The sequence below is a fragment of the Acidimangrovimonas pyrenivorans genome (genome assembly GCF_042643245.1).
GTDB classification, from domain to species: domain Bacteria; phylum Pseudomonadota; class Alphaproteobacteria; order Rhodobacterales; family Rhodobacteraceae; genus Acidimangrovimonas; species Acidimangrovimonas pyrenivorans.
In genome coordinates this window covers 110,265-134,065 of record NZ_JBHRSK010000014.1, presented here as the reverse complement: position 1 = coordinate 134,065, position 23,801 = coordinate 110,265, and the positions used below count along the sequence as shown (strand labels likewise).

At 69.1% G+C, this 23,801-nt stretch carries 25 protein-coding genes; 12 read left to right on the top strand and 13 right to left on the bottom strand.

The features are described 5' to 3' along the window. Positions 1-16: 16 nt before the first annotated feature. The 4 genes from ACFOES_RS16350 to ACFOES_RS16335 all read left to right on the top strand — a co-directional run bounded on the left by ACFOES_RS16350 (position 17) and on the right by ACFOES_RS16335 (position 4,638). On the top strand, positions 17-1,144 hold the full coding sequence (locus ACFOES_RS16350; RefSeq protein ID WP_377834439.1) for an SPFH domain-containing protein: 1,128 nt from the start codon (positions 17-19) through the stop codon (positions 1,142-1,144). A gap of 60 nt (positions 1,145-1,204) precedes the next feature. Continuing rightward, complete coding sequence (locus ACFOES_RS16345) at positions 1,205-2,305, top strand: primosomal protein N' (replication factor Y) - superfamily II helicase (RefSeq protein ID WP_377834438.1); 1,101 nt, start codon at positions 1,205-1,207, stop codon at positions 2,303-2,305. Further along, on the top strand, positions 2,302-3,534 hold the full coding sequence (locus tag ACFOES_RS16340) for an MFS transporter (RefSeq protein ID WP_377834437.1): 1,233 nt from the start codon (positions 2,302-2,304) through the stop codon (positions 3,532-3,534). Before ACFOES_RS16345 ends, ACFOES_RS16340 begins: the two co-directional genes overlap by 4 nt. Positions 3,535-3,675: 141 nt before the next feature. Beyond that, positions 3,676-4,638, top strand: a complete 963-nt coding sequence (locus ACFOES_RS16335) for a phosphoribosylaminoimidazolesuccinocarboxamide synthase (protein ID WP_377834436.1) — start codon at positions 3,676-3,678, stop codon at positions 4,636-4,638. A 112-nt stretch (positions 4,639-4,750) separates the two neighbouring features. Here the strand turns inward: ACFOES_RS16335 and ACFOES_RS16330 are convergent, their stop codons facing one another. Continuing rightward, entirely contained in the window at positions 4,751-5,170 is a 420-nt protein-coding gene (locus ACFOES_RS16330; RefSeq protein ID WP_377834435.1) for an Hsp20/alpha crystallin family protein, read from the bottom strand. Positions 5,171-5,308: 138 nt separating this feature from the next. Between ACFOES_RS16330 and dtd the strand changes: the two genes are divergently transcribed. Then, entirely contained in the window at positions 5,309-5,746 is a 438-nt protein-coding gene (gene dtd, locus ACFOES_RS16325) for a D-aminoacyl-tRNA deacylase (protein ID WP_377834434.1), read from the top strand. A gap of 117 nt (positions 5,747-5,863) precedes the next feature. Here dtd and doeA read toward each other — a convergent pair whose 3' ends face one another. Next, positions 5,864-7,045 (bottom strand): ectoine hydrolase DoeA, encoded by a 1,182-nt coding sequence (doeA, locus tag ACFOES_RS16320; protein WP_377834433.1) that lies wholly within the window; start codon positions 7,043-7,045, stop codon positions 5,864-5,866. Between the two features lie 348 nt (positions 7,046-7,393). On the opposite strand from doeA, the gene ACFOES_RS16315 reads away from it, so the two are divergent. The 6 genes from ACFOES_RS16315 to ACFOES_RS16290 all read left to right on the top strand — a co-directional run bounded on the left by ACFOES_RS16315 (position 7,394) and on the right by ACFOES_RS16290 (position 12,004). Next, the gene (locus ACFOES_RS16315; protein ID WP_377834432.1) at positions 7,394-7,711 is read left to right on the top strand and encodes a PepSY domain-containing protein; all 318 of its coding nucleotides are present in this window, start codon (positions 7,394-7,396) and stop codon (positions 7,709-7,711) included. Further along, positions 7,711-8,376, top strand: a complete 666-nt coding sequence (locus ACFOES_RS16310) for a response regulator transcription factor (protein WP_377834431.1) — start codon at positions 7,711-7,713, stop codon at positions 8,374-8,376. The genes ACFOES_RS16315 and ACFOES_RS16310 overlap by 1 nt, the downstream gene beginning before the upstream one ends. Continuing rightward, positions 8,373-9,749 carry a sensor histidine kinase gene (locus ACFOES_RS16305; RefSeq protein ID WP_377834430.1) on the top strand — a complete coding sequence of 459 codons (1,377 nt, stop codon included), beginning with the start codon at positions 8,373-8,375 and terminating at the stop codon, positions 9,747-9,749. Before ACFOES_RS16310 ends, ACFOES_RS16305 begins: the two co-directional genes overlap by 4 nt. A 200-nt stretch (positions 9,750-9,949) precedes the next feature. Then, entirely contained in the window at positions 9,950-11,101 is a 1,152-nt protein-coding gene (locus tag ACFOES_RS16300; RefSeq protein ID WP_377834429.1) for a cytochrome b/b6 domain-containing protein, read from the top strand. Further along, positions 11,098-11,520 (top strand): DUF1924 domain-containing protein, encoded by a 423-nt coding sequence (locus ACFOES_RS16295; protein WP_377834428.1) that lies wholly within the window; start codon positions 11,098-11,100, stop codon positions 11,518-11,520. The genes ACFOES_RS16300 and ACFOES_RS16295 overlap by 4 nt, the downstream gene beginning before the upstream one ends. Positions 11,521-11,533: 13 nt before the next feature. Then, positions 11,534-12,004, top strand: coding sequence for a diheme cytochrome c (locus ACFOES_RS16290; protein ID WP_377834427.1), 471 nt, complete (start codon positions 11,534-11,536; stop codon positions 12,002-12,004). 155 nt (positions 12,005-12,159) lie between these two features. Here ACFOES_RS16290 and ACFOES_RS16285 read toward each other — a convergent pair whose 3' ends face one another. The 6 genes from ACFOES_RS16285 to ACFOES_RS16260 all read right to left on the bottom strand — a co-directional run bounded on the left by ACFOES_RS16285 (position 12,160) and on the right by ACFOES_RS16260 (position 18,050). Beyond that, the gene (locus ACFOES_RS16285) at positions 12,160-13,020 is read right to left on the bottom strand and encodes an alpha/beta fold hydrolase (protein ID WP_377834426.1); all 861 of its coding nucleotides are present in this window, start codon (positions 13,018-13,020) and stop codon (positions 12,160-12,162) included. Continuing rightward, positions 13,017-14,120 (bottom strand): branched-chain amino acid ABC transporter permease, encoded by a 1,104-nt coding sequence (locus tag ACFOES_RS16280; protein ID WP_377834425.1) that lies wholly within the window; start codon positions 14,118-14,120, stop codon positions 13,017-13,019. Before ACFOES_RS16280 ends, ACFOES_RS16285 begins: the two co-directional genes overlap by 4 nt. A 10-nt stretch (positions 14,121-14,130) precedes the next feature. Then, on the bottom strand, positions 14,131-15,123 hold the full coding sequence (locus ACFOES_RS16275; protein ID WP_377834424.1) for a branched-chain amino acid ABC transporter permease: 993 nt from the start codon (positions 15,121-15,123) through the stop codon (positions 14,131-14,133). Between the two features lie 168 nt (positions 15,124-15,291). Further along, positions 15,292-15,996 (bottom strand): ABC transporter ATP-binding protein, encoded by a 705-nt coding sequence (locus tag ACFOES_RS16270; RefSeq protein ID WP_377834423.1) that lies wholly within the window; start codon positions 15,994-15,996, stop codon positions 15,292-15,294. Beyond that, complete coding sequence (locus ACFOES_RS16265) at positions 15,993-16,769, bottom strand: ABC transporter ATP-binding protein (RefSeq protein WP_377834422.1); 777 nt, start codon at positions 16,767-16,769, stop codon at positions 15,993-15,995. Before ACFOES_RS16265 ends, ACFOES_RS16270 begins: the two co-directional genes overlap by 4 nt. 81 nt (positions 16,770-16,850) lie before the next feature. Beyond that, positions 16,851-18,050, bottom strand: a complete 1,200-nt coding sequence (locus ACFOES_RS16260) for a substrate-binding domain-containing protein (protein WP_377834421.1) — start codon at positions 18,048-18,050, stop codon at positions 16,851-16,853. Positions 18,051-18,142: 92 nt separating this feature from the next. Here ACFOES_RS16260 and ACFOES_RS16255 point away from each other — a divergent pair, with 92 nt between their 5' ends. Continuing rightward, entirely contained in the window at positions 18,143-18,736 is a 594-nt protein-coding gene (locus ACFOES_RS16255; protein WP_377834420.1) for a LuxR C-terminal-related transcriptional regulator, read from the top strand. A 64-nt stretch (positions 18,737-18,800) separates the two neighbouring features. Here the strand turns inward: ACFOES_RS16255 and ACFOES_RS16250 are convergent, their stop codons facing one another. From ACFOES_RS16250 to ACFOES_RS16230, 5 genes are all read right to left on the bottom strand, one after another. Further along, on the bottom strand, positions 18,801-19,937 hold the full coding sequence (locus tag ACFOES_RS16250) for an ABC transporter permease (RefSeq protein WP_377834419.1): 1,137 nt from the start codon (positions 19,935-19,937) through the stop codon (positions 18,801-18,803). Beyond that, a complete protein-coding gene (locus ACFOES_RS16245; RefSeq protein ID WP_377834418.1) occupies positions 19,934-20,890 on the bottom strand; it encodes an ABC transporter ATP-binding protein in 957 nt (318 codons plus the stop codon). Before ACFOES_RS16245 ends, ACFOES_RS16250 begins: the two co-directional genes overlap by 4 nt. Next, positions 20,887-21,843, bottom strand: a complete 957-nt coding sequence (locus ACFOES_RS16240) for an HlyD family secretion protein (protein WP_377834417.1) — start codon at positions 21,841-21,843, stop codon at positions 20,887-20,889. Before ACFOES_RS16240 ends, ACFOES_RS16245 begins: the two co-directional genes overlap by 4 nt. Then, the gene (locus ACFOES_RS16235; RefSeq protein WP_377834416.1) at positions 21,840-22,532 is read right to left on the bottom strand and encodes a CerR family C-terminal domain-containing protein; all 693 of its coding nucleotides are present in this window, start codon (positions 22,530-22,532) and stop codon (positions 21,840-21,842) included. Before ACFOES_RS16235 ends, ACFOES_RS16240 begins: the two co-directional genes overlap by 4 nt. A 136-nt stretch (positions 22,533-22,668) precedes the next feature. Beyond that, positions 22,669-23,757 carry a lipoate--protein ligase family protein gene (locus tag ACFOES_RS16230; protein ID WP_377834415.1) on the bottom strand — a complete coding sequence of 363 codons (1,089 nt, stop codon included), beginning with the start codon at positions 23,755-23,757 and terminating at the stop codon, positions 22,669-22,671. Positions 23,758-23,801: the final 44 nt, after the last annotated feature.

Sequence of the window (23,801 nt, the reverse complement as noted above, 5' to 3'; positions counted from 1 at the left end):
CGGAAAGGCGGACAGCATGTCGATCTTCGATTTCCTCAAGGGCGAGTTCATCGACGTCATCTCCTGGGTCGATGACACCCGCGACACCATGGTCTGGCGCTTCGAGCGCGAGGGCCATGCCATCAAGTACGGCGCCAAGCTGACCGTGCGCGAGGGCCAGGCGGCGGTGTTCATCCACGAAGGGCAGCTGGCGGATATCTTCAGCCCCGGTCTCTACATGCTCGAGACCAACAACATGCCGGTGCTGACGACGCTGCAGCACTGGGACCACGGCTTCCAGTCGCCGTTCAAGTCCGAGGTCTATTTCGTCAACACGACCCGGTTCAACGACCTCAAATGGGGCACCAAGAACCCGATCATGTGCCGCGATGCCGAATTCGGGCCGGTGCGGCTGCGCGCCTATGGCACCTATTCGATGCGGGTCACCGATCCGGGCAAGTTCATGACCGAGATCGTCGGCACCGATGGCGAGTTCACCGCCGACGAGATCAGCTTTCAGATCCGCAACATCATCGTGCAGGAATTCAGCCGCGTCATCGCCGGCTCGAACGTGCCGGTGCTGGACATGGCGGCCAACACCGCCGACCTGAGCAAGCTGGTCGCCAATGCCATCGCCCCGACCATCGCCAATTACGGGCTCGAACTGCCCGAGTTCTACATCGAGAACATCTCGCTGCCCGAGGCGGTCGAGAAGGCACTGGACAAGCGCACCTCGATGGGGATCGTCGGCGACCTGAACCGCTACACCCAGTTCTCGGCCGCCGAGGCGATGACCACCGCCGCCGGCACGCCGGGCTCGTCGATGGCGGCCGGGCTGGGCGCCGGGATGGGCATGGGGATGGCGGCGCAGATGGCCCAGCAGGGGCCGTGGGGCGGCGCACCGCAAGCCGCGCCGGCCTATGCGCCGCCGCCCCCGCCTCCGCCGCCGGTCGAGAAGGTCTGGCACATTGCCGAGAACGGCGCGACGCAGGGCCCTTATGGCCGCGGCCATCTCGGCCGCATGGTCACCGAGGGCAGCTTCACCCGCGAGACGCTGGTCTGGACCCCGGGCCAGGACGGCTGGAAACCGGCGGGCGAGATCGCCGAGCTGGCCCAGCTCTTCACCATCGCTCCGCCGCCGCCCCCGCCGCCGCCGGCCTCGTGAGGCGGCGCGGCCGTGACGAGTGAGCACCACAGTTACCCGTGCCCGCAATGCGGGGCCGAGATGCGCTTCGCCCCGGGGGCGGACAAGCTGGTCTGCGAGCATTGCGGCCACGAGGAGCCGGTCACGGCGGGCGCCGGCACGGGCGCCGACACAATCGAGTCGCTGACCGCCATCCCCTCGACCCGGACGCGCAACAAGCACCTGACCGAGCACGACTACCAGGCGGCGCTGGCCGATGCCCTGCCGCCGACGGCGATGGAGGAGGTCCGCACCGTCACCTGCCCCTCCTGCGGCGCCAGTTTCGAGTTCGACCCGCATGTCCACGCCGCCGAATGCCCGTTCTGCGCCACGCCGATCGTCACCGACACCGGAGCCCACCGCCAGATCAAGCCGCAGGCGCTGGTGCCGTTCCAGCTGACCGAGGTGCAGGCCCGCGCGGCGATGACGAAATGGCTCGGCCGGCTCTGGTTCGCGCCCAACGGTTTGGTGCAATACGCCCGCAAGGGCCGGGCGCTGACCGGCATCTACACCCCCTACTGGACCTTCGACGCCGACACCCGCTCGACCTATACCGGCCAGTGCGGCGTCGCCTATTACGAGACCCGGACCGTCACCGTGCAGGTCGACGGCCGCAACCAGACCCGGCAGGAGCAGGTGCGCAAGATCCGCTGGTATCCGGCGGCGGGCACCGTGGCGCGGCGCTTCGACGACGTCCTCGCCCTGGCCTCGACCAGCCTGCCGCGCGGCTATGTCGACGCGCTCGAACCCTGGGACCTGAGCGGGCTCGAGGCCTACCGCCCGGACTACCTCGCCGGCTTCCGGGCCGAGGGCTATTCGGTCGGGCTCGAGGAGGGCCACTCCATCGCAAGGGTGAAGATGGACCGGGTGATCGAGCAGGACGTGCGCCGCGACATCGGCGGCGACGAGCAGCGGATCCATTCGATCGACACCACGGCGACCAACGAGACCTTCAAGCATGTCCTGCTGCCGATCTGGATGGCGGCCTACAAGTATCGCGGCAAGAGCTACCGCTTCGTCGTCAACGGCCAGACCGGCAAGGTGCGCGGCGAGCGGCCGTGGTCGTGGTGGAAGATCGCCGGCGCGGTGCTGGTAGCCGCCGTTGCCATCGGCGTCGTCGTCTATCTCAAGCAGAACCAGTGACTTCCGCCTCCCCCTCCGGCGCCGGGGCAAGCCGCAACGTCGCGCTCTACCCGTGGTTCAAGGCGCTCCAGAACCTGCTGTTCTGGCAGGCGGTCTGGTTCCTGTTCTTCCAGGCACATCTGTCGGCGGCCGAGGCGGTGCTGCTCTACGCCACCTACGACGTGGCGACGACGCTGCTCGAAGTGCCCTCGGGCTACATGTCCGACCGGCTGGGGCGGCGGGTGACGCTGGTCGCCTCGGCGCTGGCCGGGTTGGCCGGGGCGGTGCTGATCGGGCTCGGCAGCGGCTTCTGGGCCTTCGCGCTGGGGCAGATCCTGATCGGCACCGGCATCGCCTTCGCCTCGGGCACCGACAGCGCGCTGCTCTACGAATCCCTCGCCGCCGAGGGCCGGGCGGACGCCGTCGAGGCCGAAGAGCTGAAGGCCTGGCGCTTCTCCTTCGCCGCCCTCGCCCTGTCGGCCGTCACCGGCGGCGCGATGGGGGCCGGCGCCCTGCCCTTCCTTGCCGCCGCGCTGGCCCAGGCCGGAGCGGTGATCCTCGCCCTGCGCTTCACCGAGCCGCCGCGCGGCCGGGAAGACTTCGCCGAGGGCGAGGAACTGCTCCGCCTCGGATCGCTGCGCGCCGCCTTCCGCCAGCCGGTGGTGCTGTGGATCTTCGCGCTGTCGGTGCTGATGTATGGTTTCAGCCATATTCCCTTCGTCTTCGGCCAGCCCTTCATCCTCGAGGCGCTGACGTCGTCGGGGCTGAGCGCCGAGGCACCGCTGGTCAGCGGCGCGGTCACGACGGTGATGATGCTGATCTCGCTGGTCGCCTCGGCCTGGGCGCCGCGGCTGCGGCGGCGGATCGGGCTCGGGGCGATGCTGCTGACGGCGTTCGGGATGCAGATCGCCCTCTGCGCCACGCTGGCGCTGACCAACGGCATGGCGGCGATCGCGCTGCTGTTCCTGCGCATGGTGCCGAACGCCCTGTCGCGCCCCTTCATCGTCGCCCGGGTCCAGCCGCTCCTGGGCAGCGAGGGCCGGGCGACCTATTTCTCGCTGCAAAGCCTCGTCGGCCGGCTGCTCTTCGCCGCCACCCTGTGGCTCGCCTCGCATGGCACCTCGGGCAGCGGCCAGATGGCCTACGCCGAGATCCAGACGATCCTGGGCTGGTATGTGGCCGGCGGGCTGCTCTGCCTCGGCGCGCTGGCGCTCGCCGCACGGAGGGTGCGGATCGCGGCGGAGGGATAAGGCGGCACTGCCGGCGAAGTCCTATCGCGACCACTCCCCGGCTCTCAACGTGAGCCGGGGAGTGGCGCATTGCCTGCCGCCTTGACATCCGCCCCGCCCGCAGCCGATAGGTCAGCGATCCCGAGAACCAACGGAGCCGCCATGCGCATCCTCTCCGAAGCCGTCATCCCGGAACTGCCGAACTACTACCGCGGCAAGGTGCGGGACAATTACGACCTGCCGGCCGATGCGACGCACGGTCCGCGCCGGATCATCATCTCGTCCGACCGGATCAGCGCCTTCGACCGCATCCTCGCCTGCGTGCCGTGGAAGGGCCAGGTGCTGACCCAATGCGCGCGCTACTGGTTCGAGGAAACCTCCGACATCTGCCCCAACCACGTCCTCGCCTATCCCGACCCCAATGTCGTCGTCGGCCGGAAGCTGACGATCCTGCCGGTCGAGATGGTGGTGCGCGGCTACCTCGCCGGGACCACCGGCACCTCGGTGCTGACGCTCTACAAGAAGGGTCAGCGGCAGATGTACGGCCACAGCCTGCCCGACGGGCTGCGCGACAACGAGAAGCTGCCGGCGCCGATCATCACCCCCACCTCAAAGGCCTTCGACGGCGGCCATGACGAACCGCTGACGGCGGAGGAGATCGTCGCCCAGGGCCTGCTGAGCCAGGAACAATGGGACACGGTCTCGGCCTATGCCCTCGCCCTTTTCGCCCGCGGCCAGACGCTGGCGGCGGAACGCGGGCTGATCCTGGTCGATACCAAATACGAGTTCGGCCTCGACGAGGATGGCAACATCGTGCTGGCCGACGAGATCCACACCCCCGACAGCAGCCGCTACTGGCTGGCAGACGGCTACGACGCCGCCTTCGCCGCCGGCAGCCGGCCGCCGAGCTTCGACAAGGATTTCATCCGCGCGTGGGTGGCCGAACGCTGCGATCCCTATACCGACGCGATCCCTGAAATCCCCGCCGAGATGATCGAGGAGACCAGCAAGGTCTATATCCGCGCCTACGAGGCGATCACCGGCAAACCCTTCGTGCCGGACGAGAGCGGCGCCACCCCGCTCGACCGCATCCGCGCCAACCTCGCGCCCTATTTCCCGAAATAGGGCGCGCGGCTTTCCTCTTCACCTCGGCAGAGGGGGCAGCCCCCTTTGCCGCTTTCTGCCGGTAAATATCCCCGCCAGAGGTCTCCCACCGGCGGGGCCCGCCCGCCCCGGCTCAGCCGCGATTGATCGGCACCCGCTTGGCGCCTTCCGGGGCCTTGGCCTTCTTCTTGGGCACCGAGATCGACAGCACGCCGTCCTTGAGCGACGCCCCGACCGCGGCCTCGTCGGCATCGGGCGGCAGGCGGAAGCTGCGGCTGAAGGCGCCGAACTGGCGTTCGCTGAAATACCAGGTCTCGCCCTCCTCCTCGCGGCTGGTCTTCTTCTCGCCGGTCACGGTGACGACGCCATCCTCGACGGTGAGGTGGATGTCGTCCTCGGCCACGCCGGGCAGTTCCAGCGCGATGTTGTAGGCGGCCTCGGTCGCCGAAGCTTCCGACGGTGGGGCGACCCATTCGGCCAGCCGCGTGCCCATGTTGCGCAGCGGTTCGTAAAGCGAGGGCCAGAACCCTCCGGTATGGGATTTCTCGACCATGGTAATCCTCCTGTCAGCACTGTTGACGGCGCGATCCTGCCCGGCGCCCGGACGAGTCTCCATGATTTGCGTCAATTGTTGCGCGTCGCGGCGGCGGCGCCTATGGATCAGGACGGAAAAGCGATGGGAGACAGGCGGATGCGGGCTCTGGTGCAGCGGGTGAGCGAGGCCTCGGTGACAGTCGACGGCCGGGTGATCGGGCAGATCGGACCCGGCCTGCTGGTGCTGGTCTGCGCCATGCAGGGCGACAGCGAGGCCCAGGCCGAGGCGCTGGCGGCCAAGATCGCCAAGCTGCGCATCTTCAGCGACGAGGCGGGCAAGATGAACCGCTCGCTGCTCGATATCGGCGGCGCCGCGCTGGTGGTCAGCCAGTTCACCCTCGCCGCCGACACCGCGCGCGGCAACCGCCCCGGCTTTTCCACCGCGGCTGCGCCGGACGAGGGCCGGCGGCTCTACGAATACCTCTCGGAGCGGATGCGGGCGCAGGGGATCGAGGTCGCCAATGGCGTGTTCGGCGCCGACATGAAGGTGGCGCTGGTCAATGACGGGCCGGTGACGATCTGGCTGGAGACCTGACCCTGCCTTCCTCTCAGGTGAAATATCCCCCGCGGAGCGTCCTGTCGCGACCGCCGGCGCCTGTGGCCGGGACAGGATTCCTTCGGCGAGGATATTTGGACTGAGAGGAAGGCAGGGTCAGGTCTTGACGAACAGCTTGCGCGGCACGTCGGCCAGGCATTCGACCCCGGTTTCGGTGATCAGGATGCTCTCGGTCAGCTCGAACCCCATGTCTTCAAGCCACAGCCCGGTCATGAAATGGAAGGTCATCCCCGGCTGCAGCTCGGTCTTGTCACCGCGGCGCAGGCTCATGGTGCGCTCGCCCCAGTCGGGCGGGTAGCTCAGCCCGATCGGGTAGCCGGTGCGGCTGTCCTTCTCGATCCCGTGTTTCGCCAGCACGCCGAAGAAGGCGGCGGCGATGTCCTCGCACAGGTTGCCCGGCCTGGCCGCCGCCAGCCCGGCTTCCAGGCCCTCCTGCACCGCCGTCTCGGCGTCGAGGAAGGCTTGCGTCGGGGTGCCGAGGAACAGGGTGCGCGACAGCGGGCAGTGGTAGCGGCGATAGCAGCCGGCGACCTCGAAGAAGGTGCCCTCGCCCGCCTTCAGCGGCCGCTCGTCCCAGGTCAGGTGCGGCGCCGTCGCCTCGCGGCCCGAGGGCAGCATCGGCACGATCGCCGGATAGTCGCCACCGATGCCGTCGACCCCGCGCAGCCCGGCATCGTAGATCTCGGCCACCAGATCGCATTTGCGCATGCCGATCTCGGCCTTGTCGTAGATGCGCTGGTGCATCGCCTCGACGATCCGCGCCGCCTTGCGCATGTAGCCGATCTCGGCCGCCGACTTCACCGCCCGCTGCCAGTTCACCAGCGCGGTGCAATCCGAGAATTTCGCATCCGGCAAATGCTTGACCAGGCTGGCGAAGGCGGCGGCGGTGAACCAGTAATTGTCCATCTCGACCCCGATCCGCGCCGCGCCGAAGCCGCGGTCGGAAAGCTGCGCCGACAGGTAGTCCATCGGGTGGCGCTCGGTCGATTGCACGTAGTGATCGGGATAGCCGATCAGGCTGGCCTCGGACAGCCAGGCGGTCAGCTTGGCGCCCTCGGCATCCATCGCCCGGCCGAACCACAGCGGTTCGCCTGTGGGCGTCACGATCACGCATTGATGGACATAGAAGGACCAGCCGTCATAGCCGGTCAGCCAGTTCATGTTCGACGGGTCGGTGACGATCAGCAGATCGACGCCGGCAGCCGCCATCGCGGCACGGGTCTTGTCGAGCCGCGCCGCGTATTCGGCGCGCGAGAAGGTCGGTTCAGTCAGTGTCATCGGGGTCTCCATCCGGCCGGCGAACGCGGCCGTCAGGGCCGAAGGTCATGGCGAAACGGCGCCAAGGCTCGCCCACCGGCGACATGGCAGGCGCATTTCGCGTCAAGGCGCGGCTCTGCACGGCCGCGCCCCGGTTCTTGAAAAAGAGTGATCCCGGCGACGGAACCGCCCTGTCCGGCAGGGGCTGGAGCCGCCCCGCGTTCCGGTCTACCCTGCCCGCGAAGCCGCCAGATGACAGACGATGACACCGCCTCGAACCCGCCGCCTTTCACGCCGACCGGCCCCGCGCCCGAGAGGCGCGCGCCCCGTCAGGCTGGCGTCAGCGCCCCGGGGCAAGAGTGGCCGGCGATGATGCGCCCCGTCCTGTCCCTTGGCCTTGCCCTCGCCCTCGCGGCCGCCGCCGTCACCGCCCCGGCCCGGGCCGATGACGACGATCACGACCGCGCGCGCGACGCGTTGAAGTCGGATCAGGTGATGCCGCTGGCGCAGATCATGACGGCGGTCGAGACCAAGCTGAAGGCGCGCGTCATCAAGGTGGAATTCGAGGATCACAACGGCGGCTACCGCTACGAATTCGAGCTGATCGACCCGCATGGCAAGGTCAGTGAAGTGACGGTCGACGCCCGCACCGGCAAGGTGGTGGGCGCGGAAACGGGGGGTGACTGATGCGGGTGCTTGCGGTCGAGGACGACACGCGGATCGCCGAGGATCTGCGCCGGGCGCTGGGGGCGGCGGGCTTCGTCGTCGAGATCTGCGGCGATGGCGAGGAGGCCTGGTTCCTCGGCGATACCGAGGAATACGACCTCGTCGTGCTCGATCTCGGCCTGCCGGGGCTGGACGGGCTGACGGTGCTCAAGCGCTGGCGCGCCAACGGCCGCACCATGCCGGTGCTGGTGCTGACCGCGCGTGGCGCCTGGACCGAGCGGGTCGAGGGCATCGACGCCGGCGCCGACGACTACCTGCCCAAGCCGTTCCGGATGGAGGAACTGGTCGCCCGCGCCCGGGCGCTGGTGCGGCGCGCGGCCGGACAGGCGGCGCCGAAACAGGCGCATGGCGGGCTGGAGCTGGACGCGGTCAAGATGGAGGTGGCGCTGAACGGCCAGCCCGTCGGCGTCTCGGCGCTGGAATACCGGCTGCTGGCCTACATGATGCTCAACCGCGACCGGGTGCTGCCGCCGACCGAGATCCTCGAACATCTCTACGGCGACGAGGATTCGCGCGAGGCCAACGCGCTCGAGGCGCTGATCGCGCGGCTCAGGCGCAAGCTCGGGCCCGGCGTCATCGGCACGCGGCGCGGCTTCGGCTATTTCCTCGAAGGCCGCGCCTCTTGAAGCGCTGGTCGCTGCACCTGCGGCTGTTCGCCGCCGGCGCGGTGGCGGTGGTGGCGGCGCTGGCACTGGCGGCGGGCGGGCTGTCGCAGCTGTTCAACGCCCATGTCGAACGGCGCGCGGTGGCCGAACTGTCGGTCGAGCTCGACCAGGTCGTCGCCGGGCTCGACCGCGGCCCAAGCACGGCCCCGGGCACCCCCGACATCACCCTGGCCCAACCGCCGGCCGATCCGCGCTTCTCGCGGCCGCTCAGCGGGCTCTACTGGCAGATCGACCTGCCCGGCAGGACGCTGCGCTCGCGCTCGCTCTGGGACAGCGCGCTGACCCTGCCGACCCCGCCCGAGGATGGCAGCGCCCATACCCATGTCATCGCCGGGCCGGGCGACCAGAAGCTGTTGGTGCTGGAACGCCAGGTCACCCTGCCGGCGCGGCTGGGCGGCATCGCGGCGCGGGTCGCGGTGGCGATGGACGAGGCCGAGCTGAAGGCCGCCGACCGCGCCTTCGTCGCCGACATGGCGCCCTACCTGGCGCTGCTGGGCGGGGTGCTGATCGTCGCCGGCTGGGCCCAGGTCGCGGTCGGCCTGCGGCCGCTGCAGACCGTGGGCGCCCGGGTGGCGGCGGTGCGCGCCGGCCGCAGCGCCCGGCTCGGGGCCGAGTTCCCGACCGAGGTGCGGCCGCTGGCGGCCGAGGTCGACGCCCTGATCGAGGCGCGCGAGGAGGATATCCGCCGCGCCCGCGCCCGCGCCGCCGACCTTGCCCACGGCCTGAAGACGCCGTTGCAGGCGCTTTACGGCGAGGCCGGGCGGCTGCGCGAGGCCGGGCAGGAGGAAGAGGCGCAGGCGGTCGAGGGCATCGCCGACGCGATGCATCGCCATGTCGACCGCGAGCTGGCCCGGGCCCGCATCGCCGCCCGCGGCTTCGCCGCCAGCTGCGCGGTCGGGCCGGTGATCGAACGGGTGGTCTCGGTGATCCGGCGCACGCCCGAAGGGGCGCGGCTGGACTGGAGCACGGATGCGCCCGAGAGCTGCGCCGTGCGGCTCGACCCCGACGACCTGACCGAGGCGCTGGGGGCGCTGATCGAGAACGCCGCCCGCCATGCCGAGGGCACGGTGCGGATCAGCGCCCGGGCCGCGGCCGACGAGACGGTGACGCTGGCGATCCGCGACGACGGTCCCGGCATCCCGCCCGAGCGGATCGAGGGGCTGATGGCGCGCGGCGCCCGGCTCGATACCAGCGCGCCGGGCAGCGGGCTGGGCCTGTCGATCGCCTCCGAGATCGCCGAGGCCGCCGGCGGCCGGCTGGTGCTGGCACCGCTGGCGCGCGGGCTGGAGGCCCGGCTGGTGCTGCCGCAAGCGCCCGGCGCGGAGAGCGTCTAGGAAGCGAAGCGTCCGGCGTTGCGCGGGGCGGCTTCCGGGTTCTCCGGACGGGGCGGAGAAACGGTGCCGCGCTGTTCCCGCCGCGCTCAGGCGCCCCCCGTCTCCGACCGAACCCGTTCACGAATGTGTCAGCACCTTGTCAGCCAGCCTGTGACAGACTAGCCCCGAGAGGCGATCCGCAAGCGACGGAAGGGCGCGGGGTGCAGACAGCACGACAGACAGAGACAACGCGCGCGGCCCGGGTCCGGGTCTGGGACCTGTTCATCCGCGTCTTTCACTGGTGCCTCGTCGCCTGCGTCACCGTGGCCGCCGCCACCGGCTTCCTGCTCGGGCCGCGCTGGACACCGCTGCACCTGATTGCCGGCCTGCTCGCCCTCGCGCTGGTCGGCGCCCGCATTCTCTGGGGTCTTTGCGGCCCGACCCATGCCCGCTTTGCCAGTTTCGTCCGCGGCCCCGGCCCCGTCCTGGCCCATCTGCGTGCGGTGCTGAAGAACACCCATGAGCGGCGCTATCTCGGCCACAACCCGCTGGGGGCGCTGATGGTCGTGACCCTGATCCTCGCCATCCTCGCCCTCGGCTGGACCGGGCTCGAGGTCTGGGGCGGGATGCTCAAGGCCGGACCGCTTGCCTTCGACACCAGCTTCGACACCGGCCTCTTCTATCGCCATGTCCACCAGGCCATCGCCATCGCCGTGCTGGTGCTGATCGCGCTGCATCTCGGCGGTGTGATCCTGGAAAGCCGGCGCGAGAAGGAAAGCCTGGTTTCGGCGATGATCGACGGCGAAAAGCCGGCGCGGCCGAACGATGTCGCGCTGCCCGAGCGTCGCGCCCGGCCGCGCCCGGCGCTGATCCTCGGCGCGGCGCTGGCGGTGCTGGCGGGCTCGGCCGGCTTCGGCTTCTCGTCGCTGCCGGTGCCGAACCTGCCCGTCACCCCGGCGCATTTCGACCCGGCCTATGCCAGCGAATGCAGCGACTGCCACGAGGCCTACAACCCGACGCTGCTGCCGGCGGCCTCGTGGAAGCAGCTAATGGCGACGCTGGGCGATCATTTCGGCGAGGATGCCAGCCTCGACCCGGCGACGACGCAGCAGATCAGCACCTGGCTGCAGGCCCATGCCGCCGAGAGCGCCGACACCCTGGCCGCCCATGTCCTGCGCCGGGTCTCGGCCGAGCATCCCGACCAGATCACCGCGACCCGGTTCTGGAAATGGATGCACGGCGGCATCCCCGAGGAGACCTTCAAATCCGCCGCCGTCGGCGCGCGCGGGCATTGCTCGGCCTGCCATGCCGATGCGGCCGCCGGGCTGTTCCGGCCGGCATCCATATCCGTTCCCGAGGAGGCAGAGAATTGACGACCCGAGCGATCCTGATCGCCGCCGCTGCGGCCCTGGCGCTGAGCCCGCCCCTGACCGCGGGGATGGCGGGCGCGGCGAAGGCCGAGAGCCAGGCCCAGATGATCCAGCAGTTCGCCGAGCTGGCCGGGCAGCCCGCCTCGGCCGAGCGCGGCCATGCCTTCTTCCTCGCGAGCCACGCCGGCGGCCACCCGGATACGCCGTCCTGCTCGACCTGCCACACCAAGGACCCGCGCAACCAGGGCCAGACCCGCGCCGGCAAGACCATCGCGCCGATGGCGGTATCGCAATCGCCTGACCGCTTCACCGATCCCAAGAAGGTGGCGAAATGGTTCCGCCGCAACTGTAACACCGTGCTCGGCCGCGCCTGCACCCCGGGCGAGAAGGCCGACATCATCGCCTATTTCGCCAGCCTTTGAGCCAGGAGAGCCCATGACCCGCCTCGCCCTCACCGCCGCCGTTCTGGCCGGCCTCACCCTCCCCGCCCTCACTCTGCCCGTGCTGGGCGCCACCGTGCCGCCGGTAAACCAGGAACCGGCCAAGACCGAATGCTCGGCCTGCCACATGGCCTATCCGCCCGGGCTGATGCCGGCCCGGTCGTGGAAGGCGATCATGTCGAACCTGGAGAACCATTTCGGCGAGGATGCCAGCCTCGACCCCGAGACGACGAAGAAGATCGAGGATTACCTCGTCGCCAATGCAGCCGACGCCAAGGGCTATGGCGGCATCATGCGCGGGCTGACGGCACAGGACACGCCTTTGAAGATCACCGACATGCCGTGGTGGAAATGGGTCCATAGCGAGATCAGCCCGACCTATTTCCAGTCGAAGCGGGTGAAATCCTCTGCCAATTGCACCGCCTGCCACTTCTCGGGCGACAAGGGCTATTTCGAAGAGGACTGAGTTCCGGAGCCCCACCGGGGCGGACCTCCCCCGTCGTCTCACCCACGACAGGTCCGCCGAAGGGGACTTTCGGGCCGGCTGCCCGGACCTGGTGCTTCCCCAAGCGGGGCCAGGGTGGCCGGCCCGGTTGATCCACGGGCCGGCCGCAAGCGCGGTCAGTCGGTCCGGCCGCTCAGCCGGTCGAGCGTTTCCGAGACATCGGCAATGGCGGCGGCGCTGACCAGGCTGGGGGCGTGGCCGCAGCTGTCATAGACCGTCACCTTGGGCCTGGGCCCGCTCGCCTGCATCCGGCTAATGATCTCCTCGGTCAGCAGGTCCGACTGCCGGCCCCAGATCAGCTGGGTCGGAGTGGCGATGGTCTCGTAACGCTCCCAAGTCGAGAAATCCTCGGGATGGACTTCGAACTGGCGCACGATGGCCGGGTCGTAATGCAGGGTCAGCACGCCGTTGTCGCGCCGCCGCACCGAGCATTCCGCCATCCGCTGCCAGAAGCTGTCCTCGGCCGGGCCGAAGGGGGCGTAGACCTGGCGCAGCCAGGCCTCGGCCTCGGCCATGCCGGCGAAATCGGGCAGCGTGCCGGCATAGGCGACGATGCGGTCCACCGCTGCCTGCGGCAGCTCGGGCCCTATGTCGTTGACGATCAGCGCGCTCAGCCGCTCGGCGGCCGGGCCCGAGGCGATATCCATGCCGATCAGCCCGCCCATCGAGGTGCCCAGCCAGGCGCAGCGGCCGATGCCGTAGGCGTCGAGCATCGCCAGCGCATGCGCGGCATAGGTGGCAATGGTGTAGTCGGTGTCGGGATCGCGCGACCAGGACGACATGCCGCGCCCGATCGTGTCGGGGCAGAGCACGTGCCAGCGGTGGCTCAGCCCGCGCGCCAGTTCGTCGAAATCGCGCCCGGTCCGCGCCAGCCCGTGCCACAGCACCAGCGGCGGCTGCTCGGGATGGCCCCATTCGGTGACATGCATCTCGTGTGCGCCAAGGCGCAGGTAGCGCGAATGCGGGGTCTCGGTCATTTACTCACCTCACGGGACATCAGGGTGCCGGCGATACCGGCGGGGAAGAAATAGACCAGCAGGATGAACACGACGCCGAGCCAGAGCAACCAGCGGTCCGGATTGAGCATGTCCGGCAGCAGCGGGACGTTGGCGACGGCGGCAGCCCCGGCCTCCATCAGGTCGCGCAGGTAGTATTGCGCCAGCACCATCAGCGCCGCGCCGATCACCGCGCCCCACATCGTGCCCATGCCGCCGATCACCACCATCAAAAGGATATCGACCATGATGTCGAATCCCAAGGTCGTGTCCGGCCCGGTATATTTGAGCCAGGTGGCATAGAGCACCCCGGCCAGCGCCGCGATCACCGCCGAGAAGCCGAAGACGAAGGTGCGGTAGGTGACGACGCGGTAGCCCAGCGCCTCGGCCCTCCCCTCGTTCTCGCGGATCGCCTTGAGCACGGTGCCCAGCGGCGAGACGGTGACGCGCAACAACACCAGGAACAGCGCCAGAGAGCCGGCGAAGACGAAGTAATAGGCGGTGATCTTGCCGGTCATCCGCACGCCCATCAGCCGCAGCGTCTTGCCATGGGCGTCGTGCAGCAGCGCCGTGGCCGGGCTGAAGATGTCCGGCACGGAATAGGTGATGCCATCCTCGCCGCCGGTCAGGCCGGAGAGCTGCGAGGCCAGGACCAGCATCACCGAGGCGACGGCGAGTGTCACCATGGCGAAGAAGATCGCCCGCACCCGCAGCGACAACAGCCCGACCAGGATCGCCAGCACCAGCGCCACGGCCACCCCGGCGGCGCCGCCCAGGATCAGCCCATCCCAGCCCTCGCCGATCCGGCGCAGGCCGATGGCGGTGCCATAGGCGCCGAGGCCGAAGAACATCGTATGGGCGAAGCTGACGATGCCGGTATAGCCGATCAGCAGGTCGTAGCTGGCCACCAGCACGACGAAGACGCAGATCCGCGCCGCCACCTCCAGCGCCCGGACGCCGGGGAACAGGAACGGGGCGAACAGCAGCGCCAGCCCGATGACGAGGGCGAGCAGGCGGACGACGTGGCGGCCGGTGGAAGTGCGGCCGGCGGAGGTGCGGGCTGTGCTCGTGGTATCGGTCATGGTCACGCCCTCACTTCACCGCCGGGCGCAGCCCGTTGGGGCGCCACAGCAGGATTGCCATCATCAGGATCATGTTCGAGGCCAGCGCCATCTTCGGCATCAGGAAGCCGACATAGTTGTCGATCAGCCCGACCAGCAGCGCCCCCAGCAGCGTGCCCTGGATCGAGCCGAGCCCGCCGATGATGACGACGATGAAGACCACGATCATCATCTGCGCCCCCAGCGTCGGCGAGATCAGGGTCTGGTAGCCGCCCCACATCGCCCCGCCCATCGCCGCCAGTGCCGAGCCCAGCATGAAGACGCCGATGAACAGCCGACCGATGCGATAGCCCAGCGCCTCGACCATCTCGCGGTTCTCGACCCCGGCGCGGATCAAGAGGCCGACTCGGCTGCGGTTGAGCAGCAGGTGCAGCGCGCCGTAGACCAGCACGCCGAGGAAGACCGCGAACAGCCGGTAGTTGCCGATCGAGATGTCGCCCCAGATCAGCGAGCCTTCCAGCACCTTGGGCCGGGCGACGCTGATCGGCGAGCCGCCCCAGATGACGAAGATGATCTGCTCGGCGACGATCAGCGCGCCCATGGTGATCAGGATCTGGCGCAGGTGGTCGCGATAGACCGGGCGGATGATGATGGTCTCGAACAGGAAGCCGCCGATCAGGCCGAAGATCACCGCCGCGCCGATGGCGACGAGGAAGGCGGCGATGTTGAGCACCCAGCTGTCGGCGCCGAGCCAGCCGCCCATATGGGCCAGCACCGAGGCGGCGATGAAGGCACCGAGCGAGGCGAAGGCGGAATGGCCGAAATTGAGCACGTCCATCAGCCCGAAGACGAGGCTGAGGCCCGAGGCCATGAGGAAGATCATCATCCCCATCGCCAGCCCGGCGACCGTCAGCGTGACCCAGGTCGAGGCCGAGCCGGTGAGGAGCAGGGCAACGAGCGCCACGATGACAGGCAGCAGGTTGACCCCGCCGAAACGTTCGAGGGTCCTGGAAAGGGTATTCATGCCGGGGCCTCTCCAAATGGCTTCTTGGTGACGGAGGGACGAGACCGGCCGCGGGTGGGCGCAAATCGCGCCCACCCGGGGCGGCGGCCGGGCGCGGCCCGGACCGCTGCGCGCTCCGGGCAGAACGGGACGAAATGCGTCGTTTCAGCATACATTGTCTTCTCCCCCTCAGACCGACAGGCTCAGAAGCCGGGTCTGCAATTCCCGATCCTCGGCGAAGGCGTCCATGGAACCGCGATGGACGATGCGGCCGTCCTCGATCACCGCCATGTCCCGCCCCAGCGAGCGGGCGAATTCGAAATTCTGCTCGACCAGCAGGATCGTCGTGCGCTCCGAGATCTCGCGGAACGCCTCGGCCATGGCATCGACGATCGCCGGGGCGAGGCCCTTGGTCGGCTCGTCGATCAGGATCAGCTTGCGCGGCTCGATGATCGCCCGGGCGACGGCCAGCATCTGCTTCTGCCCGCCCGACAGCCCGCCGGCCGCCGAATGCCAGAACTTCTTCAGCGCCGGGAACAGATCGTAAATCCAGTCCAGCCGTTTCTGGTCGAAGCGGCCGCTCTCGGTCGCCAGCACCATGTTCTCGGCCACGGTCAAGCCGCGGAAGATGCCCATGTCCTCGGGCACGAAGGCGATGCCCAGCCGGGCGATGGCCGAGGTGTGCATGCCGCGCAGCTCGGTCGCGCCGAACTTCACCGAACCGGCCTCGGGCTGCCACAGCCCCATGATGCTGCGCAGGGTCGTGGTCTTGCCGGCGCCGTTTCGGCCCAGCAGGACGAAGACGCCGCCCTCGGGCACGGTGAAGCTGACGTCGTGAAGGACGGAATAGCGGCCGATCCTGGTCTGGACGCCGTCTAGAACCAAGGCGCTCATGCCGCCCCCCGCTTGCCGAGATAGACCTCGCGCACGAGGTCGGAATTCATGATTTCGTCGGGCTTGCCGTCGGCCAGCAAGGTGCCGTTGTGCAGCACGATGATGCGGTCGGCCAGCGCCCGGACCACGTCCATCTTGTGCTCGACCAGCAGCACCGTCCGCCGCGTGTCCTTCTTGATCTCGGCGATCAGCTCGAGCACGTCGGGCGCGTGGTCGAGCGACATGCCGGCCGTGGGCTCGTCGAACATGAAGACGTCCGGCTCCATCGCCAAGAGCAGCGCCACCTCGAGCTTGCGCTGGTCGCCATGCGGCAGGGCGGCGGCGGTCTGGTGGGCGATGCCGGTCAGGCGGGTCGCTTCCAGGTAGCCCTCGGCCTTGCGGGTCAGCTCGGTATGCGCGGCGGCGCGGCGCAGGAACTGGCGGCCGACGCCGGCGCGGGCCTGCACGGCGAGGCGGATGTTCTCGAGCACCGAGAGCTGGGGAAACAGGTTGGTGAGCTGGAAGGCGCGGCCGATGCCGGCGCGGGCCCGGCCCGAGGGCGCCAGCCGGGTGATGTCGCGGCCGTCCTTGAGCACCTGGCCGGCACTCGGCTTCAGCTGGCCGGAGATCAGGTTGAAATAGGTCGTCTTGCCGGCCCCGTTGGGGCCGACGATCACGGTCAGTTCACCCGGCCGGAAAGCGCAGCTGACGGCGTTGACGGCGACGTGGCCACCGAAGCGGATCGTCAGGTCGCGGGTCTCGAGCGAAGGGGTCTGCGGCGCTGCGTGCGTCACGGGCAGGCTCACTTCCATTGTCTGCGGGCATGTCGGGGCCGCCCCGAGGCTGCGGGGCGGCCCGTCGGAGGTTTCTCGGCGTTATTGGTCGTGCCGGCCGATGGGGATGTTCATCTCGTCCGGCGTGATCACCCGGGTCAGTTCCGGGATCGCCCATTTGACGTTCGGGTCGACCTTGATCTTGAAGGCATACATGCTCTGCAGCGCCTGGTGATCTTCCTTGCGGAACGTCATCTTGCCCTTCGGCGTCTCCCAGCTCATGCCTTCCATCGCCTTTATCAGGCCCTCGGTGTCGAGCGTCTTGGCGGTCTCGATCGCCTTGACCACGGCCAGCGCCGCCGCCATGCCGCCGGCGGTGAAGAAGTCCGGCGGGGTGCCGAAACGCTTCTCGTGCTCTTTCACCAGCCAGTCGTTGATCGGGTTCTTGGCGTCCTCGTAGTAGTAGTAGGTCGCGCCCTCCATCCCCGGCACCGCCTTGTAGGCGGCCAGCGCCGGCAGGATGTTGCCGCCGGTCGACAGCTTGATGCCGTAGCGGCCCGGGTCCATCGCCGCGATCTTGCCCAGCGGGTCGCCGCCGCCGGCCCAGTAGATCAGGATCACCTTGCGGCCCGGCTTGTCCTTGAGCGCGTTGAACATGCGCTCGGCCGCGGCGGTGAAGTCGGTGGTCTTGATCGGCGCGTATTCCTCGTCGACCACGGTCGCGCCGGTGCCCTTGAGCGCCGCCTTGAACGCCTTGATGCCGTCACGGCCGAAGGCGTAATCCTGCGCCAGGGTCGCGACGTGCAGGTCCTTGCCCGGCTTCAGCGCCAGCGCCTGGGCCTGCATGTCCATCGACGAGTTGCGCGAGGTCTTGAAGACGTAGCGGTTGCTGTCCGGCCCGGTCAGCGAATCCGCCACCGCCGGCTCGACCAGCAGGATGCGCTTGTATTCCTTGGCGATGGGCAACATGCCCTTGGTCACCCCGGACGAGGTGCCGCCGACCGCGATCAGCGCGTCGTCGTCGCCATAGGCCTCGGCCAGCACGGCGCGGGCGACGTCGGGCTTGAACTGGGTGTCCTTGTGGATCAGTTCGATCTTGTGGCCATTGACCTCCATCGTGCCCTTGGTGGCATATTCGAGCCCCATCTCGAAGCCGGTCTCGGACTGCTTCGAGTAGACGTCGAAACTGGCGCCCGAGGTGCCGTGCACCAGGGCGATCTTGATCGGATCGGCAGCGAAGGCCGGCGCGGCCATGACGGCAGCGGCCAGCGCGCCGCCAATCAGGCGAGCTGCAAGTTTCATCGGATGTCCTCCCTTCGGCGACCGCCGCAAGGCAATTGTGCCCTCCCCGACGATCGACTAACTTTCGCGCAAAAAGGCTCACACGGAAGCGCATGTCGGACAAGATCGTGGAAATACCTATCGCCGAGGCCTATGCCACGGGCGAGTTCGCGGCCCTTGGTTTCATGGAAGCGCCGATCGGCCTGGTGTTCACCGAAAACCGGGTGATCCGCGACTGCAACCGCGCCTTCGCCGCCATGTTCGGCTACGAGATCGACGAGCTGCGCGATCAATCCTTCGCGATCCTCTACCCGTCCGAGCTGGAATTCGTCCAGATCCGCGACAAGGGCGTCAAGGACCTGCGCGAGAAGAACCGCTACTGGGACGAGCGGATCATGGCGCGCAAGGACGGCCAGCCGTTCTGGTGCCGGGTGCGCGGCCGCACCTTCACCCCCGACGCGCCGCTGCAGCGCGCGGTCTGGAGCTTTGCCGACCTGTCCGAGATCCGCCCCTGCCAGGAGCTCACCCCGCGCGAGCGCCAGGTGGTGATGATGCTGGGCGAGGGCGACACCTCGAAGGAGATCGCCCGCAAGCTGGAGATCTCGCACCGCACGGTCGAGCTGCACCGGGCCAGCCTCCTGCGCAAGTACAACGCCAGCAACGTCGCCGCGCTGCTCTCGGCGCTGGGGGGATTGTCGACGTCATAACGGCGCTCGCCCTGCGCGGTTCCCGCGCGCACCGGGCGGAGCAGTGCACGATGTAGGGCCCGGCTCAGTCCAGCGTCCGGCGGAAGCGGCTGAGCGCCAGCAGGGCGAAGACCAGCACGAAGGCGACCAGCGCGGCGATCTGCGACTGGACGACGTAGAAATCCGCCCCTTTCAGCATCACCGCCCGCACCAGCCGCAGGAAATGGGTCAGCGGCAGCGCCTCGCCCAGATCCTGCGCCCAGCCCGGCATGCCGCGGAACGGGAACATGAAGCCCGACAGCAGGATCGAGGGCAGGAAGAAGAAGAAAGTCAGCTGCATCGCCTGCATCTGGGTCCGGGCCAGCGTCGAGATCGTGTAGCCCAGCAGCACCAGCGCCAGCACGAAGATCAGCACCCCCAGCAACAGCAGCCCCAGCCCGCCGACGAAGGGCACGTCGAACAGCACCTTGGCGGCGAACAGGATCACCACCATCTGCACCGCGCCGACGAAGAAGAACGGCAGCACCTTGCCCAGCATGATCTCGAGCGGCGTCACCGGCAGGGCGAGCAGGTTCTCCATCGTCCCCCGCTCGGTCTCGCGCGTCAGCGCCATCGAGGTCATCATCACCATCGTCATCTGCAGGATCACGCCCAGCAGGCCGGGCACGATGTTGTATTGGGTGATGCCCTCGGGATTGTAACGCTTGTGGACCACCACCTGCAGCTGCGAGCGCAGGCCGTCGGCCGCCTGCGCCTCGGCCCCCTGCTCGCGCAGCAGCGCCTTCGAGGCGACGGTGCCCAGGGTCGAGACCGCGCCCGAGGCCACTGCCGGATCGGTGGCGTCGGCCTCGATCAGGATCTGCGGATTGTCGCCGCGTTCGACCCGGCGGCCGAAATCGGAGGGGATTGTAACCACAAAGGAAACGTCGCCGCGCGAGATCAGCGTCTCGGCCTCGGCGGCGGAGACATAGGGGTAATCGAACTTGTAGTAGCCGGTCAGCTCGAGCGCCGAGACGATGGCGCGGGTATAGCGGTCCTGGGTCGGGGCGACGAGCGCGGCGGGCAGGTGCTTGGGATCGTTGTTGATCGCATAGCCGAACAGCACCAGCAGCATCAGCGGGATGAACAGCAGCATGGCGAAGGTCACCCGGTCGCGCCGCATCTGGATGACTTCCTTGACCAGCATCGCCCACAGGCGGCGGAACGAGAAATACCCGGTCATTCCATGTTGTCCTTCACATCGCCCATGAAATGGATGAAGGCGTCCTCGAGGCTGGTCTGGGCCGGCGTGGCGCGGGCTCCCGCCGCCTCGGCAATCCGCGTCACCGAGGCCTTCAGCGCCTCGGCATCCTGGCCGACGACGTGGAGCTGGGTGCCGAAGGGCGCCACCTGATCGACGCCGGGCGCCGATTTCAGCCGGTCGTCCAGTTCCATCATCCGGGTGCTGTCGACGCCCTCGACGACATAGGTGGTCAGCCCGGCATCCTTGATCACGTCCGCGACCGAGCCCGAGGCCACCAGCTTGCCATAGGCGATGTAGTTGATGCGGTGGCAGCGTTCGGCCTCGTCCATGTAATGGGTCGAGACCAGCACGGTGATGCCGGTGGCGGCAAGGCGGTGGATCTCGTCCCAGAACTCGCGTCGCGCCTTGGGGTCGACGCCGGCGGTCGGCTCGTCCAGCAGCAGGAGCCTGGGCTGGTGCATGGTGCAGGCGGCCAGCGCCAGCCGTTGCTTCCAGCCGCCCGACAGGCTGCCGGCCAGCTGGTGGCGGCGGCTCGACAGGCCCAGGTCTTCGAGCGTGTCGTTGACGTATTTGCTGACCGGCTTGAGGTGGTAGAGCCCGGCGACGAAAGCGAGGTTCTCGGCAATCGACAGGTCCTCGTAGAACGAGAACCGCTGGGTCATGTAGCCCACTTCGTTGCGGATCGCGCGGGCGTCGGTCAGCAGGTCGTGGCCCAGCACCTGGCCCGAGCCCGCATTCGGCGTCAGCAGCCCGCACATCACCCGGATCGTCGTCGTCTTGCCCGAACCGTTGGGGCCGAGAAAGCCCGAGATCTCGCCCTTGCGCACCCGCATCGAGACATTGTCGACCACGGTGTTGCGGCCGTAGCGCTTGACCAGGCCGCGCACGTCGATCGCCGGGGCCGCGTCGGCAGAGGGCGCGGGCACCTTCATTTGCCGCCCCCCGGCAGGGCGACATCGACGATCTGGCCGGGCTTGAGCCGCGACGCGTCGGCATCCGGCCGGGCCTCGACCAGGTAGACCAGCTTCTGCCGGTTCTCGAGCGAGTAGATCACCGGCGGGGTGAATTCGGGCGAGTCCGAGACATAGGTGATTGTCGCCGTCTGGCCGGCGCCGCAGCCGTCGCAATGGACCGTCAGCTTGGTGCCCGGCTTGATCTGCGACACCGCCGTTTCCGGGAAGTAGAGCCGCAGCTTCACCGCCCCGTCGGGCAGGAAGGACAGCACCGGCGCCTGCGGCCCGGCGATCTCGCCCACGGTGCGGACGATGTCGTAGACGGTGCCGGCCGAAGGCGCCGTCAGCGTGCGCTGCGACAGTTGCCAGGCGGCGGCGGCGCGGCCGGCGCGGGCCTGGGCGACGGCGGCCTCGGCGGCCTCGATCTCCTTCGGCCGCGCCGGCAGCTTGGCGACGGCGAGGTTGGCCCGCGCCTGCGCCACCTGCGCCCGGGCGACGTCGAGCCGCGTGGTGGCGTCGTCGAGCTGGGCCTGCGAGGTCACGCCGCGGTCGTTGAGGCTTCTCAGCCGGGTGACCTCCTTGGCGACCTCGGCCGCCTGGGCCTGGCTCGAGGCCAGCGTCGCCTCGATCACCGCGATCTCCTCCGGCCGCCGCCCCTCGCGCAGGTTGTCGAGCTGGCTTTCCGCCTGGGCCAGCGCCGCCTTCGCCTTGGCCAGCGCGATCTCGGCGTCGCGATGCTCGGTCACCGCCAGCACCGCGCCCGCCTCGACATGGTCGCCACGCCGGACCTTCAACGCGTCGACCTGGGCCACGGCGACCGGGGCGACGAGGACGTAATCGCCCTCGACATAGCCCGTGGCCAGCGGCGCCGGCGCGATGCAGGACGGGAACAGCATGCTGATCAGCGGGATGGAGCAGACGAAGGCGGTCATGGCGCGGTCCTTTCGGTGGCGTCCAGAGCGGCGTGGAGATTGGCGGCAAGCAGGTCGGCGATGGCGGCGGCGCGGTCGGGGGTGATGTCTTCCCAGTCCATCCGGCGCAGGATCACCGGCCGGCCGATGCGGAAATAGAGCACCTGGCCCATCATCGCGAAAACGGCGAGGCGGGTGGCCTCGGCCTCGGGATCGGTGCCGGCGGCCAGCCCCCAGAGCCGGCACAGCGCGGCATGGCGCGGGCCGATGGTCTCGGCATAGATGCGATCGAAGGCCGGGCCCGGATCGGTGATCTCGCGCAGCAGGAAGGCGGCGATATCGGCGACGCCGGGGGCCGAGGCGAGGAACAGGGTGACGGCGCGGATCGCCTGATCGAGCACGGCACGGGCGGCGGCGGGCGTGTCCGCCCCCGGCGGGTCGAGCGGGTCGAGGATGCCGCCCATGCGCGCTGCGACGGTCTCGGCGCAGGCCGCACGCAGCCCCTCCTTGCCACCGAAGTGATAGGCGATGGCGGCGACATTCGCCCCCGCCCGGGCCGCGATCTCGCGCGTCGAGGCGGCGGCAAAGCCCTTGTGGCCGAAGCAATGCAGCCCCGCCGCGATCAGCGCGTCGCGGGTGCTCTCGACGGCGGGTTCGTCCCCGGACTCGTCGGTGGACTCGCCGGCGGGCTCATCGGTGGGCGCGGCCATGGCACATCCTTTCAATCGAATGATTAAATCAAACGATTGATCCTGTCGAGCCCCGATCTGAAGCCAAGCCGAAATCCGGGCGCGGGACCGCAACCGGGAAGAGGAGGGCGGCCCGCGCGCGCGGGAACGGGGGCCCTCAGCCCACCGGCTCGACGACCTCGGCGCCCTCGATGGCGTTGCGGATCGCCTGGGCGAAATCGGCCGGCGCCGCGGTCAAGAGCCCGACCTGCGCCTCCTCGAAGAAGCGCGCCACCTCGGCCTCGATCTCGTCGACCATGACCCCGCGCAGCGCCGCTTCCAGGTTCAGGATCGTGCTCGGCGGGGTGACGAAGAAATCGCCGGTGACCACGATCTCGCGGATCCGGTTCTGCGCCGGCCCTTCCAGCCGGACATGGGCGGCGATGGTCCCGCCCCGGCCGGTGAAGCTGCCCGAGCGCACGTCCGCCGGCTGCGACGGGTTGTCGATCGAATAGGTGAACTCGTCCTGGCCGATCTCCTCGTCGAAGATCTCGCGCGCCACCTCTTCCTCGCGCTCGGTGATCTCGCCCCATTGCGGGGCGATCCCCAGCCGCTCGGCAAAGCCGTCCAGCAGCGCCTGCTTGATCTCGGCGACCGGCGGCGGGGTGCCGTCGAACAGCTCGGTGAAGGTGACGACGCGCTGCGCCCCGCTGGTCTGGCCGCGCTTGGCCAGCTTGGCGACGGGGATGTTGAGCAGCGAGGCCATCCTGGCCCCGTCCATGTCGACCAGCGTCGTGCCCTGGTAGAAGATCGTATCGCCGTCGAAGAAGCCGCCGGTGCCCGAGATCTTGCGCCCCTCGACCTCGAGATCGTTGCGCGGCCGGTACTTCACCGCCACGCCCAGCTTCGACAGCCCGGCCGCCGCCGCCTCGCAGATCTCGCGCGCGACATCGCCCAGGTTGGTCAGCCCGAGGCTCTGCTTGGAGAAGATCAGCTCCCAGCCGAATTGCCCCTCGTCGAGATAGAGCGCGCCGCCGCCGGTGATCCGCCTTCCGATGCCGACGCCGGCCTCGCGGCAGGCGGGCAGGTTGAGCTCCTGGCTGATCGCCTGGTGACGGCCGACCAGCACCGAGGGCGGGAAGGTGAGGAAGCGCACCGTGTCGGGGATCTCGCCCGCCTTGTGACACTCGATCAGGGCCTGGTCGAAGGCCATCTGGTCGCGGCAGGGCCGCACGCCGGTATCGATCACGCGAAAGGGTCTGGTCATCCTAGTCTCCAATCAAATCCCCGTTTCTTCTTTGCAGAAATACT